General features: G+C 71.2%; 13 protein-coding genes. 9 read left to right on the top strand and 4 right to left on the bottom strand.

Going from position 1 to position 18,827, the window contains the following annotated elements:
- The first annotated feature begins 101 nt into the window (after positions 1–101).
- Entirely contained in the window at positions 102–2,264 is a 2,163-nt protein-coding gene (gene katG, locus EV671_RS08470) for a catalase/peroxidase HPI (RefSeq protein ID WP_132570864.1), read from the top strand.
- A 157-nt stretch (positions 2,265–2,421) separates the two neighbouring features.
- Here katG and EV671_RS08465 read toward each other — a convergent pair whose 3' ends face one another.
- Positions 2,422–4,236 carry a methyl-accepting chemotaxis protein gene (locus EV671_RS08465; protein WP_132570863.1) on the bottom strand — a complete coding sequence of 605 codons (1,815 nt, stop codon included), beginning with the start codon at positions 4,234–4,236 and terminating at the stop codon, positions 2,422–2,424.
- A 155-nt stretch (positions 4,237–4,391) separates the two neighbouring features.
- On the opposite strand from EV671_RS08465, the gene EV671_RS08460 reads away from it, so the two are divergent.
- From EV671_RS08460 to EV671_RS08435, 6 genes are all read left to right on the top strand, one after another.
- Positions 4,392–4,886 (top strand): Dps family protein, encoded by a 495-nt coding sequence (locus EV671_RS08460; RefSeq protein WP_132570862.1) that lies wholly within the window; start codon positions 4,392–4,394, stop codon positions 4,884–4,886.
- Positions 4,886–5,491, top strand: a complete 606-nt coding sequence (locus EV671_RS08455) for a type 1 glutamine amidotransferase family protein (protein ID WP_132570861.1) — start codon at positions 4,886–4,888, stop codon at positions 5,489–5,491. Before EV671_RS08460 ends, EV671_RS08455 begins: the two co-directional genes overlap by 1 nt.
- Positions 5,492–5,643: 152 nt before the next feature.
- Complete coding sequence (locus tag EV671_RS08450; protein ID WP_132570860.1) at positions 5,644–6,213, top strand: hypothetical protein; 570 nt, start codon at positions 5,644–5,646, stop codon at positions 6,211–6,213.
- Positions 6,210–7,244 carry a sensor histidine kinase gene (locus tag EV671_RS08445; RefSeq protein WP_132570859.1) on the top strand — a complete coding sequence of 345 codons (1,035 nt, stop codon included), beginning with the start codon at positions 6,210–6,212 and terminating at the stop codon, positions 7,242–7,244. Before EV671_RS08450 ends, EV671_RS08445 begins: the two co-directional genes overlap by 4 nt.
- Complete coding sequence (locus EV671_RS08440; RefSeq protein ID WP_132570858.1) at positions 7,241–7,933, top strand: LytR/AlgR family response regulator transcription factor; 693 nt, start codon at positions 7,241–7,243, stop codon at positions 7,931–7,933. The genes EV671_RS08445 and EV671_RS08440 overlap by 4 nt, the downstream gene beginning before the upstream one ends.
- 49 nt (positions 7,934–7,982) lie before the next feature.
- Positions 7,983–9,611, top strand: a complete 1,629-nt coding sequence (locus tag EV671_RS08435; RefSeq protein WP_132570857.1) for a peptide chain release factor 3 — start codon at positions 7,983–7,985, stop codon at positions 9,609–9,611.
- 27 nt (positions 9,612–9,638) lie between these two features.
- On the opposite strand, the gene EV671_RS08430 is transcribed toward EV671_RS08435, so the two are convergent.
- Together EV671_RS08430 and EV671_RS08425 are read right to left on the bottom strand one after the other, a co-directional pair.
- A complete protein-coding gene (locus EV671_RS08430) occupies positions 9,639–10,145 on the bottom strand; it encodes a hypothetical protein (protein WP_132570856.1) in 507 nt (168 codons plus the stop codon).
- Positions 10,112–11,044, bottom strand: a complete 933-nt coding sequence (locus EV671_RS08425) for a hypothetical protein (protein ID WP_132570855.1) — start codon at positions 11,042–11,044, stop codon at positions 10,112–10,114. Before EV671_RS08425 ends, EV671_RS08430 begins: the two co-directional genes overlap by 34 nt.
- A gap of 223 nt (positions 11,045–11,267) precedes the next feature.
- Here EV671_RS08425 and EV671_RS08420 point away from each other — a divergent pair, with 223 nt between their 5' ends.
- Entirely contained in the window at positions 11,268–15,350 is a 4,083-nt protein-coding gene (locus tag EV671_RS08420) for a hypothetical protein (protein WP_132570854.1), read from the top strand.
- Between the two features lie 39 nt (positions 15,351–15,389).
- Here the strand turns inward: EV671_RS08420 and EV671_RS08415 are convergent, their stop codons facing one another.
- Complete coding sequence (locus tag EV671_RS08415) at positions 15,390–16,322, bottom strand: MBL fold metallo-hydrolase (RefSeq protein WP_132570853.1); 933 nt, start codon at positions 16,320–16,322, stop codon at positions 15,390–15,392.
- Positions 16,323–16,595: 273 nt separating this feature from the next.
- On the opposite strand from EV671_RS08415, the gene EV671_RS08410 reads away from it, so the two are divergent.
- The gene (locus tag EV671_RS08410; protein ID WP_132570852.1) at positions 16,596–18,791 is read left to right on the top strand and encodes a TonB-dependent receptor; all 2,196 of its coding nucleotides are present in this window, start codon (positions 16,596–16,598) and stop codon (positions 18,789–18,791) included.
- Positions 18,792–18,827 lie beyond the last annotated feature (36 nt).

The following is an 18,827-nucleotide window of genomic DNA, read 5'->3' as shown; positions in this document are numbered from 1 at the left end:
CTTGATGATTTTGGCTATTGTTAGATTAGTTCTATTTAGAACCATCGCTCAATAGTTGTCATTAAGCTTTGCTTCTCTCTCAGCCCAACCCAGGAGCAGACATGACCGACAACCCCGCCAAGATCGAAGGCAAGTGCCCCTTCCACCATGCCGCCGGCAGCGGCACGACGAACCGGGACTGGTGGCCGAACCAGCTGCGCGTGGACCTGCTGAACCAGCATTCCAGCAAGTCCGACCCGCTGGGCGCCGGCTTCAACTACGCGGAGGAATTCGGCAAGCTCGACTACCGCGCGCTGAAGGCCGACCTCGTCAGGCTGATGACCGACACCCAGGACTGGTGGCCCGCCGACTTCGGCCACTACGGCCCGCAGATGGTGCGCATGGCCTGGCACGCGGCCGGCACCTACCGCACGCTGGACGGCCGCGGCGGCGGCGGGCGCGGCCAGCAGCGCTTCGCGCCGCTGAACTCCTGGCCCGACAACGTCAACATCGACAAGAGCCGGCGCCTGCTGTGGCCGATCAAGCAGAAGTACGGCCAGAAGATCTCCTGGGCCGACCTCTTCATCCTGGCCGGCAACGTCGCGCTGGAATCCATGGGCTTTCGCACCTTCGGCTTCGCCGGCGGCCGCGAGGACGTGTGGGAACCCGACCAGGACGTGAACTGGGGCGCCGAGACGAAATGGCTGGCCGACGACAAGCGCTTCAGCGGCGACCGTGAGCTGGACGCCAACCTCGCCGCCACCCACATGGGCCTGATCTATGTGAACCCCGAGGGGCCCAATGCCAGCGGCGACTACCTGGCCGCGGCCAAGGACATCCGCGCCACCTTCGGCCGCATGGCCATGGACGACGAGGAGATCGTCGCGCTGATCGCCGGCGGCCACACCTTCGGCAAGGCCCACGGCGCCGCGCCCGAGTCGCACAAGGGCCCCGAGCCCGAGGGCGCCGACATCGCCGCGCAGGGCCTGGGCTGGAACAGCGACTTCGGCAGCGGCCATGGCAAGGACACCATCTCCAGCGGCCTGGAGGTGACCTGGACCAAGACCCCGGCGCTGTGGAGCAACAACTTCTTCGAGAACCTGTTCAAGTACGAATGGGAGCTGACGAAGTCGCCCGCCGGCGCCAAGCAATGGGTGGCCAAGGATGCCGAGGACGTCATTCCCGACGCGCATGTGAAGGGCCTGTTCCACAAGCCCACGATGCTGACGACCGACCTGACGCTGCGCTTCGACCCCGAGTTCGGCAAGATCTCGCGGCGCTTCTTCGAGGATCCGCAGGCCTTCGCCGACGCGTTCGCCCGCGCCTGGTTCAAGCTGACCCACCGCGACATGGGCCCCAAGGCGCGCTACCTCGGCCCCGAGGTGCCCAAGGAAGACCTGCTCTGGCAGGACCCGCTGCCTGCCGCCACGCACCAGCCGGGCGCGGCCGACATCGCGGCGCTGAAGGCCGCCATCGCGGCCTCGGGCCTGAGCGTGGCCGAGCTCGTGTCGGTGGCCTGGGCCTCGGCCTCGACCTTCCGCGGCGGCGACAAGCGCGGCGGTGCCAACGGTGCACGCATCGCGCTGGCGCCGCAAAAGGACTGGACCGTCAACCGGCCCGTCGCGAAGGCCGTGGCCCGGCTGGCCGAGATCCAGCAGGCCTCGGGCAGGGCGTCCCTCGCCGACGTCATCGTGCTGGCCGGCAGCGTCGGCATCGAGCAGGCGGCCAGGGCCGCGGGCGTCGCGGTGGAGGTGCCGTTCACGCCGGGCCGCGTCGATGCCAGCCAGGACCAGACCGATGTCGAGTCCTTCGCCGTGCTCGAGCCGCTGGCCGATGGCTTCCGCAACTTCCGCAAGAGCGGCCTCGGCGCGCCCACCGAGGCGCTGCTGATCGACCGCGCCCAGCTGCTGACGCTGACCGCGCCCGAGTTGACCGTGCTGGTCGGCGGCCTGCGAGTGCTGGGCGCCAATGCCGACGGCAGCGCGCACGGGGTCTTCACCGACCGGCCCGGCACCCTCTCCAACGACTTCTTCGTCCACCTGCTGGACATGGGCACGGCCTGGCAGGCGGTGGACGGCGAGGCCGAGGTCTTCGAGGGCCGCGACCGCAGGAGCGGCGCCGTGAAGCACACGGCCACGCGGGCCGACCTCGTGTTCGGCTCCAACTCGGTGCTGCGCGCCTATGCCGAGGTCTATGCCAGCGCCGACGCGAAGGCGAAGTTCGTGCAGGACTTCGTCGCCGCCTGGACCAAGGTCATGAACCTCGACCGCTTCGACCTGAGCTGAAGGAGGACGCCATGGCAAGGACCCTGCAACACGGCCTCGGCTGGGCCATCTTCACCGGCGGCAACCTCGCCGCGCTGGCGGGGCTGCTCCAGGCCGAGCAGCTCGGCCACTGGCTGGCGCATTGAGGACGCGGGGCGGGGCGGGGCGACCCGCCCCGTCACGTCAACCTGAAAGCACCGACCGCCGCCGCGAGGCGCTCGGCCTGCTGCTTCAGCGCCTCGGCCGCGGCGGCGGATTCCTCCACCAGCGCCGCGTTCTGCTGAGTCAGCTGGTCGAGGTGGCCGACGGCCGTGCTGACCTCGACGATGCTGCCGCTCTGCTCGCTGCTGGCCGCGGCGATCTCCTGCATGATGCCCGTCACCTGGCCGACCGAGCCGACGATCTCCGTCATCGTCTCGCCGGCCTCGTGCACGAGGCGCGAGCCGCTCTCCACCCGCTCCACCGAGGCCGAGATCAGCGTCTTGATCTCCTTGGCCGCATCCGCCGAGCGCTGCGCCAGCGAGCGCACCTCCGAGGCCACGACCGCGAAGCCGCGCCCCTGCTCGCCGGCGCGCGCCGCCTCCACGGCCGCGTTCAGCGCGAGGATGTTGGTCTGGAAAGCGATGCCGTCGATGACGCCGATGATGTCGGCGATGCGGCTGGAGCTGGCGCTGATGTCCTGCATCGTGCTGACGACGCGCGACACCACGTCGCCGCCGCGCTGGGCCACGCTGGACGCCGCCGACACCAGCTGGTTGGCCTGGGCCGCGCGCTCGGCATTGAGCTTCACCGTGTCGGTCAGCTGCTCGGCCGAGCTGGAGGTCTGCTCCAGGCTGCTGGCCGTCTGCTCGGTGCGGGCCGACAGGTCCTGGTTGCCGACGGCGATCTCCTGCGAGGCCGTGCGCACCGACTCGCTGCTGTCGCGGATCTCGCGCAGCACGCCGCTGAGCTTCTCGACGAAGGTGTTGAAGCTGCGCGCGATCGCGGCCAGTTCGTCCTCGCCGGCCGTGCTGACGCGGCGCGTCAGGTCACCGTCGCCGGAGGCGATGTCCTGCATCACCTCGTCGAGCTGGGCCAGGCGGCGCAGCCGCTGCGCCACCAGGCCGCCGATGACCAGGCCGGCCAGCACCAGCACGATCGCTGCCGCCACCACCGAGCTGACCGCCAGGCTGCGCAGGCTGGCCAGCGCCTCGGACTTGTTCAGCGCGATGACCAGCACCCAGTCCGTGCCCCTGACCTCGGTGGCCAGCAGCTCGTGGGCCACACCGTCGATATCGGCGGGCTCCAGCCTGGCGCCCGCCGCCAGCTGGTGCAGCCGGTCCGGCGTCAGGCCCGTCACCACGTCCTTGGCCGGCGTGCCACCGCGCTTGAGGTCGGGGTGGGCGATGAAGTTGCCGTCCTTGTCGGTCAGGAAGGCGAAGCTGCTCGGCGTCGGCTTGATGGACTTGACGATGTTGACGACGTTGTCCAGGAACACGTCGCCCGCCGCGACCGCGGTGGTGTTGCCGCCCTCCTTCACGGCGACGGCGAAGGTCACCACCATGCGCTGCGTCGCCGCGTCCTTGTAGGGCGAGGTCAGCACCGGGCCGCTGGCGCCCGCGGCCTGCAGATACCAGGGCCGGCCGGTCGGGTCATAGCCCGGCGGCAGGTTCTGCGGCGCGTTGAACAGGATGCGCTTGTCGGCGAAGGCGACATAGCTGTTGTCGAAGCCGCCCGAATCGTGCGCCTGCACGAGGAACTTCGGCGCATCGGCCTCCGGCACGGCGGCCACCGGCGTCGTCGATTTGACGACCGCCGCCTTGGACGCCGCCCAGTCCGAGATTGCCTGGGCCTGGGCCTGGGCCAGGCCCAGCGTGTTCTTCTGCAGGTCGTCGAGCACCTGGCCGCGTGCGGTCAGGTAGTTCGCCACGGCCAGGGCCAGCAGGCCCAGGGCCATCGACAACACCGCCAGCGCGACCAACTGGGAACGCAGGGACTTGAACTTGGCAAGCATGGGGCCCCTCCTGTGCAGGGCCGCCGGGCACCGCGACGGCCTTCGGATGACACTCCCTGGCGCCGACTCTATCGACCGCCCGGCCCAGCGTCCACGCCCTGCGGGGGCGCCGGGAATCCGTTAGGCTCGGCCGTCTTCTTCAGGAGTGTTCATCCATGGCCAAGAAATCCGCCGCCCCCACGCTCGGCATCGGCATCAGCGAGAAGGACCGCGCCGCCATCGCCGCCGGCCTGTCCAAGCTGCTGGCCGAGACCTACACCCTCTACCTGACCACGCACAACTTCCACTGGAACGTGACCGGGCCGATGTTCAACAGCCTGCATGCGATGTTCATGGCCCAGTACACCGAGCTGTGGAACGCGGTCGACCCCATCGCCGAGCGCATCCGCTCGCTGGGCCATGCGGCCCCGGGCAGCTATGCCCAGTTCGCCAAGCTCAGCGGCCTGCCCGACGCGCCCGCCGAGCCGCCCAAGGCGATGAAGATGGTGGAGCTGCTGATGCTGGGCCACGAGGCCATCGCACGCACCGCCCGCTCCATCTTTCCGCTGCTCGACAAGGCCGGCGACGAGCCGAGCGCCGACCTGCTGACGCAGCGGCTGACCGTCCACGAACAAACCGCGTGGATGCTGCGCAGCCTGCTCGAAGAGTGATGAAGATCGCCGTCGTCACCTTCGACGGCTTCAACGAGCTCGACAGCTTCATCGCGCTCGGCCTGATCAACCGGCTGCACCACCTGGGCTGGCAGGCCGAGATCACGAGCCCGGGCGCCCAGGTCACGTCGATGAACGGCGTGACCGTGCAGGCCCAGCAGCCGCTGGAGTTCGCCAACGAGGCCGATGTCGTGCTGTTCGGCAGCGGCATCCACACCCGCGCCATCGCCACGGACGGCACGCTGCTGGACCGGCTGCGCCTGGACCCCTTGCGCCAGCTCATCGCCGGCCAGTGCTCGGGCACGCTGCTGATGGCCCGCCTCGGGCTGCTGGCCGACATGCCCGCCTGCACCGATTCGACGACCAAGCCTTGGGTCGTCGAGGCCGGCGTGCGCGTGCTGGAGGAGCCCTTCCACGCCCGCGGCCCCATCGCGACGGCCGGCGGCTGCCTGGCCTCGCAATACCTGGCCACCTGGGTCATGGCCCGCCGCGCCGGCCTCGATGCGGCGCGCGACGCGCTGCGCTACGCGGCGCCGGTGGGCGAGAAGGACGCCTATGTCGAGCGCGTGCTGGGTGTCGTCAAGCCTTTCTTGCAAGCGGCATGACGTCTTTCGCCGGCCGACCCGGCTCCGCTCGTGTCGGGTTTTGACCCCCTGTTGCAGCGCCAGCGACCGTTCGCCGCGTCATGCCACGGGCGGGGTCGTACAACCCTAGCCTGCGTGCGGACCGATTCGTGTCTGCCACGGGAGAAAGATCGATGAAAACCTATGCGCTTGTCGCCGCCATCGGCGTCGGCGTGCTCGCCACGGCACTGGCCAGGCCCACCGGCCTGCCGGCGGGCTGGCAACAGTCTGGTGACGCCCAGACCTGCGCAGGCCGCGTCGTGGCCGTGGACGGCGCGCCCAGCCCCCGGGCCTTCAGCATCGACTGCAAGCCCGGCACGTCGGGCTTCTCCAGCCTGATGCAACAGATCGCCGGCACCGACTACGCCGGCAAGCGCGTGCGCCTGAGCGCCGAGTTGCGCGCCGACCGGCTGGCAGCCTGGGGCGGTCTGTGGATGCGTGTGGACAGCGGCCAGCGCGTCGCGGCCTTCGACAATATGTACGAGCGACCGTTGCGCGGCAGCTTCGGCTGGCAACGGGCGGAAGTGGTGCTGGACGTGCCGGCCGACGCCACCGCGCTCAGCTTCGGCTTCCTGCTCAACGGCCCGGGTCAGTTGCAGGCGACGCATTTCCAGCTCGACATCGTGGCGCAGGACGTGGCCACCACCGGCGGCCCCGGCGCGCCCGTGCTGCCCCGCCAACCCAGCCACCTGACGCCTCCTTGAGCCGCGCCGAACACACGCTGGGCAGCGAGCTGGCCCAGGCCCTGAAGGAAGAGCAGCTGGGCTGGCAACGCACCGGCCCGCTGGCGACCGGCGTGCTGGTGTTCGGGTTGGACGGGCTCTGGATGCGCGAGTACGCGTTCTGGCCGCTGGCCCTGGGCCTCTGGCTGGGCTACGCCACCACCGACGGTCTGTGCGGGCTACTCGGCCGCCGCGCCGGCCCCGGGCCACGCGCCACGCTGATCGGGCTGCTGCTCGCGCTGCTGATAGGTGCGGCACTGGGATGGGCCGTCGAACAGGGCCTGCTGACCCAGCCCATGACGGCGGCGGAGCGCATCACCCGGGCGGGGTTGCACCTGAGCTTCGGCGCGCTGCTGCTGGTCCTGCCGCTGGTGCAGGGTCTGCGCCGGCTGCGCGCTGTGCGTCGCGTGGAGCAGGAGCGCGCACGGCTGCGGGCCGAGCTGCAGATGCTGCAGGCCCAGATCGAGCCGCACTTCCTGTTCAACACGCTGGCCACGCTGCGCAGCTTCGTACGCCAGGGCTCGGCGCGTGCGCTGCCGCTGCTCGACGCCGTCAGCGGCCTGCTGGCAACCACGCTGAGCCGCGTGCGGCAGGCAGACGAATCCACGCTGGGCCAGGAGTGTCAGATCGTCGAGCACTACCTCGCCATCATGGCATTGCGCCTGGGCGAGCGGCTGAGCTACCGCATCGACGTGGCCGCCGACCTGCACGCGCTGCCACTGCCGCCGCTGATGCTGCAGCCGCTGGTGGAAAACGCCATCCAGCACGGCATCGAGCCGAGCGAGCATGGCGGGGAGGTGCTGATGCAGGCCCAGCAGGTCGGCGGCCAGCTGCAACTGCGCGTCACCAACAGCGGCCAGGCACTGACCGGCGGCCCGCCCTCGGGCCACGGCCTGGCGCTGGCCAACCTGCGCCAGCGCCTGCAGGCGCTGCACGGCGATCAGGCCCGCCTGACCCTCGCCACCAACGCCCAGGGCCTCACCGAAGCCACACTGCTGCTGCCGCTGCCATGACCACCGCCCTCCTCGCCGACGACGAACCCCAGCTGCTCGACGAGCTGCGAGAACTGCTGGCCGAGGCCTGGCCCGAGCTGGACATCGTGGCGCTGGCCCGCAACGGCACCGAAGCACGCCGCCTGCTGGACAAGCTGCGACCCGACATCGCCTTCCTCGACATCCGCATGCCCGGCATTGACGGCCTCGCACTCGCCCAGCTCGTGCCAGCCGGCACCCGCCTCGTCTTCGTGACCGCGCATGCCGAGCACGCACTGGCGGCCTTCGAGCGGGCCGCGGTGGACTATCTGCACAAGCCCGTCACGCCCGCGCGCCTCGCGGCCACGGTGCAGCGCCTGCAAGCCGCGCAGCTGCCGCGCGCAGGGCTTCGCTTCCTGCAGGCCTGGACGGGCAACACGATGAAGCTGCTGGACGTGGACCAGCTCGCCGCGCTGCGCTCCGAGCAGCGCCACACGCGGGCGCTGAGCCAGGGTGGCGAGCAGCTGCTGCTGCGCACATCGCTGGGCGAACTGCAGCAGGCGCTGGACCCACAGCTGTTCTGGCAGATCCACCGCGGCTCGGTCGTCAACGCCCGCGCCATCGAGCGCATCGAGCGCCGCGACGACGGCGATCTGTGGGTGCATATGCGCGGCCTGGCCCAGGCCCTGCTCGTCAGCCGCGCGCATCGGGGGCGCTTCAAGGGGATGTAGCCGGCGGGCCGGCACGGATAATCGCGGGTTAGCCCGCCCAAAGAACTCCATGTCCGAACCCACCGCCAGCCGCATCGAGACGGAAGTCCGCCGCCGCCGCACCTTCGCCATCATCAGCCACCCTGACGCGGGCAAGACCACGCTGACGGAGAAGCTGCTGCTGTTCTCCGGCGCGATCCAGATCGCCGGCTCGGTGAAGGCGCGCAAGGCCAGCCGCCATGCGACCTCGGACTGGATGGAGATCGAAAAGCAGCGCGGCATCTCGGTGGCCTCGTCGGTCATGCAGATGGAATACCGCGACTGCGTCATCAACCTGCTGGACACCCCCGGCCACCAGGACTTCTCGGAAGACACCTACCGCGTGCTGACCGCCGTGGACGCGGCGCTGATGGTCATCGACGCGGCCAACGGCGTGGAGCCGCAGACGCGCCGCCTGCTGCAGGTCTGCCGCGCGCGCAACACGCCCATCCTGACTTTCGTCAACAAGATGGACCGCGAGGTGCAGGAGCCGCTGGCGCTGATGGACGAGATCGAGCGCGAGCTGGGCATGACGGTGGTGCCTTTCACGTGGCCGGTCGGTATGGGCAAGGCTTTCCACGGCGTGATGGACCTGCGCCAGAAGCGCATGCGCGTGTTCTCGCCCGGCGAGGACCGCGTGGCCGGCACCGAGGAGGTGCTGGAGGGCCTGGACAACCCGGCCTATGCCGAGCGCTTCGGCATGCAGTACGACAACGCCCAGGGCGAGATCGAGCTGGTGAGCGAGGCCGCGCCGGCCTTCGACCGCGAGCAGTTCCTCGTCGGAAAGCAGACGCCGATGTTCTTCGGTTCGGCCGTCAACAACTTCGGCGTGCAGGAGGTGCTGGACGCCTTGGTGGAGCTGGCCCCCGCGCCGGATGCGCGCCAGGCCATGCAGCGCACCGTGCAGCCCGAGGAGCCCAAGTTCAGCGGCGTCGTGTTCAAGATCCAGGCCAATATGGACCCGGCCCACCGCGACCGCATCGCTTTCCTGCGCGTGGCCTCGGGCCACTTCGAGCGCGGCATGCGGCTCAAGGTCGTGCGCTCGGGCAAGGAGCTGCGGCCCAACACGGTCGTGAGCTTCCTGAGCCAGCGCCGCGAGCTGCTGGACGAGGCCTTTGCCGGCGACATCATCGGCATCCCCAACCACGGCGTGCTGCAGCTGGGCGACACCATCACCGAGGGCGAGGCCCTGCAGTACACCGGCCTGCCCTTCTTCGCGCCCGAGATGTTCCGCTCGGTGGAAGTGGCCGACCCGCTGAAGACCAAGCAGCTGCGCGCCGGCCTGACCCAGCTCGGCGAGGAGGGCGCCATCCAGGTGTTCCGCCCCATCGCCGGCAGCGTGCTGCTGCTGGGCGCCGTGGGCCAGCTGCAGTTCGAGGTTGTGGCCCACCGGCTGGAGCACGAATACGGCTGCAAGGCCCGCATCATGCCCAGCCGCTTCCAGGTGGCGCGCTGGGTCACCTGCGACGACCCGGCCGAGCTCAAGCGCTTCATCGACGCCAATGACCACCGCATGGCCTACGACGCGGTGGACGCGCCGACCGTGCTGGTCGAGTACGCGCCCGAGCTGCGCGCCATCGAGGCCAACTGGCCCAAGATCAGGTTCCACGCGCTGCGCGAGCACGCGGGGCTGGTGTTCCAGCAACGGCTGGACGGTTGAACCTGGGTTGAGGCCCGCGCCGGGCCTTCAGAACTTCTTCGGCAGATCCTGGCTGGGCGCGTCGCCCGGCAGGGCCTTGGCCGGGCCACCCGCGCGCGCGGCATGCCGCGAGAGCAGCCGCCACGGCGTCACATCCGACTGCCAGAGGTCCACGACGAAGACCGCGGCCTGCCTGGCGCGCGGCTGCAGCACGAGGCTGGACAGCACCCGGCCGGGCGCTACCTCCTGCGCCAGCACGGCACGCACGGCATAGTCGCCGGCGCCGGGCCGCACCATCGCATCCACCCAGGCTTCGTAGGGCACCGGGCTGTCCGCGTGGGTGGCGGAGATCATGGAGAAGTCGTCGCCGAGCAGGCCTTCGAGCTGGCGCGCGTCATGGGCGCGGGCCGCCGCGAGCACGGACTCTTCGGCCTGCACGGCGGCCTGCACCAGCCGCGTCGGCAGCGGCGTGCCATGGTCGGCCGCCCCGGCCGGGGTGGCCAGGGCGAGCGCCGCGAGGCTTATTGCAGCTTGTTGGCGTAGTCCGTGTAGCACTTGCTATCGACCGCGGACAGGTTGCGCTGGATCAGGTAGTTACGACCGGCCAGCGTCTGGTTGTAGGACGAGCCGTTGGCGGCCGTCTGCTGGTGGCTGCCGAAGGTCCAGGCGCACTTGTCGGCGTTCTCGGCGCCGCTGGCGTCGTACCAGGCATTGGCCTGCGGGTCGCTCAGCGTCTCCTCCAGCTCGTGCGAGACGACCGAGGCCATGCCGTCCACGCCGGGGTTGCCGTTCGGGCTGATGGTCTGGGCCGCGCAGGAGCTCAGGCAGCGGTTGGCATTGCCGACGAAGCTGTACTTGACGACCTGGCCGGAGATCGTCGCCGAGGTGTGCCAGCCGCAGTACTGGTTGCAGAAGCCCGAGGACTCCGACACGTTGGTGGAGGTCAGCACGAAGTAGATCGCGTTGGGGTCGGCCGCGCCCTTTTTCGTGATGTAGCTCTGGACGATGGACTGCACACGCGAGTCGCTCAGCCGCGTGCCCTGGCTGCCGGTGTCCACGCCCTCGTTGTAGGTGCCCAGCAGGCCCGAGACGGCGCCGTTGGTCGAGCTGTAGCTCTTGGTGATGCCCAGATAGTTGGAGCCGCTCAGGCCGGCGATCAGGTCGCGGATGATCTGCTGGCCCGCCGGCGTGTCGCTGCCATTGGTCTGGTTCCAGTTGCCGTACCAGATCACGTGGACGTTGGGCTGGCCCGCCATCACGGGACCGCCGTGGTTGGTGATCGGCGACAGCGAGGTCGTGCCGCCCGCCGTGGGCGCCTCGTTGCTGGCACTGCCATCGTTGATGCGATGCTGCACATGCCGGTTCGGGTTCAGTTCGGAGTTCGACTGCGCCATGGCGGCGCCGGCGAGCATGGCGGCCGCTGCCAGCAGGCCGATTCGAGTTGATTGGTTCATGATGGATTTCCCTCAACGATAGTTGGTCGGTCTGCCACGGCCGTGGGTTTGGCCGAGGAGACCCGCAGGCTAGACAGCGGCCCGCCAGTCCAGCAGCGCAGAAACCCTGAACGGCGCCCCGCCAGACTGTCGCCGAGCTGTCTGCGCCCCGGCGGGTTAGCGAGGAGTGCGGGTTGGCCCTGAGGGGCTTGGAAACTGCGAGCATCCGGCCCGGGAGAACCACATGCAGATACACATCCTGCGCCGGCCTCTTGCGGCCGGCCTGCTCGCCGCCCTCGCCTTCACAAGCGCCCCGGCCGCGCCGCTGACACCCGCCGAGCTGCCCGCCGCCGCGCGCGACTGGCTGCCATGGGCGCTGCAGGGCCAGCCGCCACTAGGCTGCCCGGCGCCGCATGACGCGGCCGAGCCGGCCGTCTGCGTGTGGCCGGGCCGGCTGCAGCTCAGCGTCGGCGCGCGCGACGCGGGCTTCCGGCTCGAGATGCAGGTCTTCGGCGCGCCCGCGCGCGTGGCCCTGCCTGGCGAGGCGGGTGCCTGGCCGCAGGACGTGAAGGCCGGCGGCAAGGCCCTCGCCGTGGCCGAGTCCGGCGGCCACCCGGCCGTGTGGCTGCCGCCGGGCGCCCATGTCGTCGAGGGCCGCATCGCCTGGGGTGCGAAGGAGATGCCGCAGAACCTGGCCGTGCCGGCGGGCCTGGGTGCCATCGTCGTGACCAGCGACGGCGCGACGCAGAGCCGCGCGCCCGACGCCGAGGGGCGGCTGTGGCTGCGCGCCGTTGCCGGCCCGGCCGAGGCCAGCGACAGCCTGGACCTGAAGACCGTGCGCCTCGTCGACGACGATCTGCCGCTGGGCGTGACCAGCGCCTTCGAGCTGCGCGTGGCCGGCCGCGCCCGCGCGGTGGAGCTGCCGCGTGCGCTGCTGCCGGGCTTCGTCGCGATGCAGCTGGACAGCCCCCTGCCCGCGCGCCTGGCCGAGAACGGCCGCCTCGTCGTGCAGGCCCGGCCCGGCGCCTGGCACATCGAGCTGCAGGCGCGGCTGACGGCGCCGGTGCAGGCGCTGAAGCTGCCGCAGGGCGAGGGCGGAGAAGAGGTCTGGGTCGTCAAGGCCGAGCCGGCGCTGCGCCTGATCCGGCCCGAGGGCCCGGCCAGCGTGGACCCGCGCCAGATCGAGATGCCCGAGGCCTGGCGCGCGCTGCCGGCCTTTCGCCTGAAGCCCGGCGACACGCTGAAGCTGACCGAGCTGCAGCGCGGCAATGCCAGGCCGGCGCCGGATGCGCTGAAGCTGACGCGCCGGCTGTGGCTGGATTTCGACGGCGGGGGCCTTACCGCTAACGACCATTTCAGCGGACAGCTGTCGGCCAGCTCGCGGCTGACGATGGCCGCGCCGGGCCTGCTCGGCCGCGCGGCGCTGGCCGGCCAGGACCAACCCATCACCCGGCTGGCGCCCGACGGCCCGGCCGGCTTCGAGGTGCGCCGCAGCGGCGACGGCATCGCGGCCGACAGCCGCTGGCCGCGCGGGACGCTGCCGGCCAGCGGCTGGAGCGTACCCGTGGACCAGCTCGAGGCGACGCTGCAGCTGCCGCCCGGCTGGCGCCTGCTGCACGCCCAGGGCCCGAGCCGCGCCGATGGTGCCTGGGTGTCGATGTGGACGCTGTGGGACTTCTTCTTCGTGCTGCTGGCCGCCTTGGCCGCCTATCGGTTGCTGGGCTGGCGGGTGGGCCTGCTGCTCGGCGTGGCGCTGGCGCTGACCTGGCACACGCCGGGCAGCCCGCCCGCGGCGCTGTGGTTCGGGCTGCTGGCGCTGACGGCGCTGGCGCGCGTGCTGCCGGCCGGGCGGATGCAGACCGGCTTCGCGCGCGGCCGGCTCGCCGTGGCCGTGCTGATCGGCCTGGTGCTGCTGCCGTATGCGGTGCAGGAGGTGAGGCAGGCGATCTACCCGAGCCTGGAACGCGGGGGCATGGCGATGGCCGAGGAGCCCGTCGCCGCCCCTGCGGCCGTGGTCCTGCAGCAGAAGCGCATGGCCAGCGAGCTGCGCAGAAGCGCGCCGGCTGCGCCCTTGGTGCCGCCGCCCAAGTTTTCCGTGCCCTCCAGCAGCGACATGGACCGCGTGGACCCCACCGCCCGCGTGCAGACCGGCCCCGGCCTGCCGGCCTGGCAGTGGCGCGGCCACCATCTGAGCTGGAGCGGCCCCGTCACGCCTGCGCAGACGCTGAAGCTCTGGCTGCTGCCGCCCTGGGCCACGGCGCTGTTGAAGCTGCTCGGCCTGGCCCTGCTCGCGCTCGCGCTGGCGGCCGTGGCGGGGTGGCCACTGCCCCGCTTTCCCCGCCTGCCGCGCGGCGGTGCCGGTGCCGCCCTGGCCCTGCTGGCCGCCCTGGGCCTCGCACCCACACCCGGCGACGCGGCCACGCCAACCCCCATCAAGGCCGAGGACATGGGCGCGGCCTGGCCCAGCGACGCGCAGCTGCAGGCGCTGCGCGGCAAGCTCGCGACGCCGCCGGACTGCCTGCCACGCTGCGCCGAGCTCGCGCGCCTGCTCGTCAGCGCCCAGGGCCCGGCCGTGCAGCTGCGCGCCGAGGTGCATGCCCAGGCCCTGGTGGCCGTGCCGCTGCCCGGCCAGGGCAAGGGCTGGCAGCCGTCCAGCGTGCTGCTGGACGGCCAGCCGGCCGCGACGCGGCGCGACGACCAGGGGCGGCTCTGGGCCGCCGTGCCGGCCGGCGTGCACCAGCTCGTGCTGGCCGCCGACGTGGGCGATGCCAGCGGCCTGGACATCGCGCTGCCGCTGCCGCCGCGCGAACTGCAGACCGAGCTGCGCGGCTGGACGCTGGCTGGCCTGGACCCGCGCGGCCAGAGCAGCGGCGCGCTGACGCTGAGCCGCGAGGCCGCCACGGCCGGCGGCGCGCGCGCCGAAGACGCCGGCACGCAGCGCGACGCGCTGCCGCCGCTGGTGCGCGTGCAGCGCCGCCTGGAGCTGGGCCTGCGCTGGCAGGTCCAGACCCATATCGAGCGCGCCGCCCCCAGCCGCGCGCCGCTGCGCGTGCGCTGGGCCCTGCTGCCCGGCGAGGCCGTGGGCGATGCGCGCGTGACGGTGGAGGGCGGCATGGCCAGCCTGCAGCTGGGCGCCGAGGACGAGGCCGATGTGGCCAGCAGCCTGCAACCCGGCGCGGCGCTGACCCTGGCGGCCGGCCACGAGCCCAACCAGGTCGAGCAGTGGACGCTGGCCGCATCGACGCAATGGCATGCCGAGGCCAGCGGGCTGCCGCCGACGGCCCTGCAGCAGGGCGGCGAATGGCTGCCCGAGTGGCGGCCCTGGCCCGGCGAGACGCTGAAGCTGGCCGTGAAGAAGCCGGCCGGCGTCGACGGCCAGACGCTGACGCTGGACGGCGTGCAGACCCGCATCGAGCCCGGCGAGCGCAGCAGCGACGTGGCGCTGGAGCTGAAGCTGCGGGCCAGCCTCGGCGGCCCGCACACGCTGAAGCTGCCGGCCGGTGCCGAGCTGCTGGGCGTGAAGATCAATGGGGAGCCCCTGGCCCTGCAGCTGCGCGACGGCGCACTGACGCTGCCGCTGACGCCGGGCGCGCAGGCCGCCGAGATCCGCTGGCGGGTGCCCGAAGGCATGGGCGCGGGGTGGCGGCATGCCGGGCTGGCGCTGGGCCTGGGCGGCGTCAACGACAGCCTGACGCTGGCGGTGCCCGAGGACCGCATCGTGCTGGCCGTCGGCGGCCCGCTGATCGGGCCGGCCGTGCTGATCTGGGGCGCGCTGGCCGTGGCGCTGCTGCTGGCCTGGTGGGCGCCGCGCGGCGTGCCAGGCCTGATGGGCCGGCCGGCCTGGGTGCTGCTGGTGCTGGGTGTGGCGCCGGTGTCGCTGTGGGCTCTTGGCGTGCTGGCCGGCTGGTTCGGCGCGCTGGAAGCGCGGCGGCGCTGGGCCGGCCAGGGCTCGCGCGGCCTGCGCATCGCCGTGCAGCTGGGCCTGGTGCTGTTGACGCTGTGCGCCGTCGGCGCACTGCTGGACGTGCTGCGCACCGGCCTGCTGGGCTATCCGGACCTGCTCGTCGCCGGCCCGGATTCCAGCAGCCATCTGCTGAGCTGGATGGGCGACCGCTTCACCGAACACACGGCCGGCGCCTGGGTGCTGAGCGCGCCGCTGTGGCTCTACCGCGCGGCCATGCTGGCCTGGGCGCTGTGGCTGGCGGCCTCGCTGCTGCGCTGGGTGGGCTGGGCCTGGGCCGCCTTCAGCGCGGGCGAGGCCTGGCCGGGCAGGGCGGTGGTGATCGAATCTCGGCCGGAGGCGCCTCCACCGGCGGACCCGGCCTGACGGGCGGGCGGCGGCGCATCGCCGCCCGGGCAGCCTGTTTCAGCGGTTGGTCGAGTAATTGACCGGCAGCCAGTCGTAGCCCTTGCCGTCCGCGCGCAGGTGGCCGATGCCGGGGAAGCTGACGTGGGCCACGGCGACGTAGTAGCCGCCCTGGGCTGCGGCGGCGTAAGCCTTCTCGCGTGCGGGTGCAGCGGCCTTGGGGTCGGAGTCGAATTTGACGGTCACCGCGGGCTTGGGGAACTGCACCGCGGCGACATGCATCAGGTCGCCCCAGAACATGATCTTCTGGCCCTGGCTCTCGGCGACGTAGTTGCTGTGACCGGGCGTGTGGCCGTAGGCGGGGTAGGCCTTCACGCCGGGCACGATCTCGACGCCGGCCTGGCTGCCCTCGAAGGGCTTGAAACGGCCCGCGTCGGCAAAGCCCTTGACGATGGCAGCGATAGCCTTGCCACCGTCGCCGTTCTTCGCAACCTGCTCGGGCGCCAGCCAGAAGTCGCTGTCGCGCTTGTCCAGGCGCAGCGTCGCGTTCGGGAACACCGTCGCGGCCGCGCCGCCGATGTGGTCGCCGTGCATGTGCGTGATGACGATCTCGTCGACCTGCTCGGGCGCATAACCCGAGGCCTTGAGGTTGTCCAGCATGCGGCCGGCGGTCGGCCCGAACAGGCCGGCGGTGCCGGTGTCGACGAGCACGAGCTTGCCGCCGGTGTTGACGAGGTAGGCGTTGACCGAGGTCTCGAGCGGCAGGCCGAGATAGGCATGCTGCAGCGCGCGCACGGTGTTGGCCGCGGGCTGCTGCAGCAGCTTGTCCACGGGCAGGTCCAGCACGCCGTCGTTGAGGGCGGTGATCTCGAAGTCCCCCAGCTGCAGGCGATACCAGCCGGGCGCCTGGCCCTTGAGCTGGGGGCCGGCGGCCAGGGCGGTGCTGGCGCTGAAGGCCAGGGCGAGGGCAACGGAAAGCAGGCGCTTGGGCATCACGGGTCTCCGGGGGTTGGGGCAGCGGCGCAGCATATCGGCGAGCCGATTCCCTGGGTATGGGCCGGCCGATGCCGGCGCTCCTGTCTGCCGACTGGACAGCGGCCGCCCCCCGCATTGGCTGATCTCCGGACAGTGCCGGCCTTGCAGGCAGCAAAACCGCGGGTAAGCGCGCAAGGGTTTCCACCCGATCCGCCCCGTTCTGGCGCGGGCACGGCTTTTGCGCTTTGGCGCCTGGCATCCGACACGACATACACAACCAGGAGACAAGCCATGCCCCGACGCCATCCGGCGCGCTCGCGTCTGCATTTCGCCATCCTCGCCACGCTGGGCGCCACCGCCGCCCTGCCCGCGGCCGCGCAGACCGCGCCCGCCGCCGAGCCGCAGGTGACGACGCTCGAGGTCGTCAAGGTCACGGCGCGCAAGCGCGAGGAGTCGCTGCAGGACGTGCCGGTGGCCGTGACCGCGCTGACGGCCGAGCAGCTGGACCGGCTCGCGGTCAAGGACCTCGGCGACCTGCAGGGCCAGGTGCCCAACCTGACGATCTATGCCGCGCGCGGCAGCAACACGACGATCACGACCTTCATCCGCGGTGTCGGCCAGGCCGACCCGCTGTGGGGCGTGGACCCGGGCGTGGGCATCTACTTCGACGACGTCTACATCGCCCGCCCGCAGGGCGCGCTGCTGGACGTCTACGACGTGCAGCGCGTCGAGGTGCTGCGCGGCCCGCAGGGCACGCTGTACGGCAAGAACACGGTGGGCGGCGCGGTGAAGTACGTCTCCAAGCCGCTGCCGCAGAAGACCGAAGGGGCGGTGACGCTGGCGGTGGGCGACTACGGCCAGGTCACGGCCAAGGGCGCCGTGGGCACGGCCGCGGACGACGGCCAGCTGCGCCTGCGCCTGGCCGGCGCCAGCCTGAACCGCGACGGCTACGGCAAGAACCTGACCGATGGCAGCCCGGTCAGCGACCAGAACACGACCAGCGGGCGCTTCTCGGCCGGCTGGTTCCCGACGGGCTCGAGCTTCAACGCCCAGGTGTCGGTGGACCGCACCCAGGACGCCTCGCACATGCGCGGCTTCCAGCGCCTGGCCGTCAACAAGTTCGACCCCGCCAAGACGCCGCCCGGCGACAGCCGCTACGACATCGCCAGCGGCATGCCGAACGCGAATTCGACGAAGAGCGAGGGCGAGTCGCTGACACTGAACTGGGGCGTCAGCGAGGCCTGGGGCCTGAAGTACATCGCCGCCCACCGCGCCTCCGACACCAGCACGGCCATCGACTTCGACGGCCTGCCCGCCAAGATCGCCGACGTGCGCGCCGAGTACCACGACAGCTCGCAGAGCCACGAGCTGCAGGCCACCTACGAGGGCGCCAGCAGCTCCGGCGTCATCGGCCTGTACTACTTCGACGGCCGCGCCGGCGGCACGGTGCGCAACAACTTCTTCAACCTGAGCTTCGGCACCACCAACGGCACGGTCTACACCAAGGGCAAGGCCGTCTACGGCGACTGGAGCTGGCGCCTGACGCCGCAGTTCAGCGTCAGCACCGGCCTGCGCTACACCGACGAGAGCAAGCGCGCCGTGGTGCTGAACCAGGCCTTCGCGAACGACACCTTCAGCGGCGCGCCCCTCGCCACGCTGGCCAACTTCGACAGCTCGCGCTCCGTGACCAACACTTCGCCGCGCCTGTCGCTCGAGTACAAGGCCAGCAATGCCGTGAAGCTCTACACGACGGCCTCGCGGGGCTTCAAGAGCGGCGGCTACAACATCCGCGCCAACACGCTGGCCGTGCCGGCCTCGGGCCGCCCCTTCGACGACGAGAAGCTGGACTCGCTGGAAGTCGGCGCCAAGATGATCCTGGACGGCGGCCGGCTGGAGCTGAACACCGCCCTCTTCCACAACAACTACAAGAACGTGCAGCTGTCGGTGTTCACCAGCTACACCCAGGCCAACGGCCAGCCCGGCTTCTTCGGCGACTTCACCAACGCCGGCAAGGCCACGCTGCAGGGCGGCGAGCTCGAGTTCCTGTGGATGCCCACGACCGACTGGCGCATCAGCGGCAACCTGGCCGGCATCGACGCCAAGTACGACGAGTACATCGACCGCGGCGTCAACGTGGCCAGCCAGAAGAAGTTCACCAACACGCCCAAGTTCCAGGCCGGCCTCAACATCGAGAACAGCACCAAGCTGCCGCTGGGCCTGCTGCGCTCGCGCCTGGGCCTGACCTATCGCACCAAGGTCTACCCGACGACGGACCTGTCCGAGTCGCTCGCGCAGGACGCCTACGCCCTCGTCAACGCCGGCCTGATCTGGGAGAAGGACAGCCATCTGAGCTTCTTCCTGCAAGGCAGCAACCTGACCAACAAGGCCTACAAGACAGACGGCTACAACATCCCTGCCCTCGGCGTGCTGGATGCCTTCTACGGCCCGCCGCGCACGTTCACGCTCGGTGGGACGTACAAATTCTGATGGCGGGACCCACGCTGGCCTGGCCGCGGTACATTG

The organism is Roseateles saccharophilus, from assembly GCF_004342485.1.
Classification (GTDB): domain Bacteria; phylum Pseudomonadota; class Gammaproteobacteria; order Burkholderiales; family Burkholderiaceae_C; genus Pelomonas; species Pelomonas saccharophila.
The sequence above is the reverse complement of the archived record's forward strand: the minus strand, read 5'-3'. Positions and strand labels throughout refer to the sequence as shown.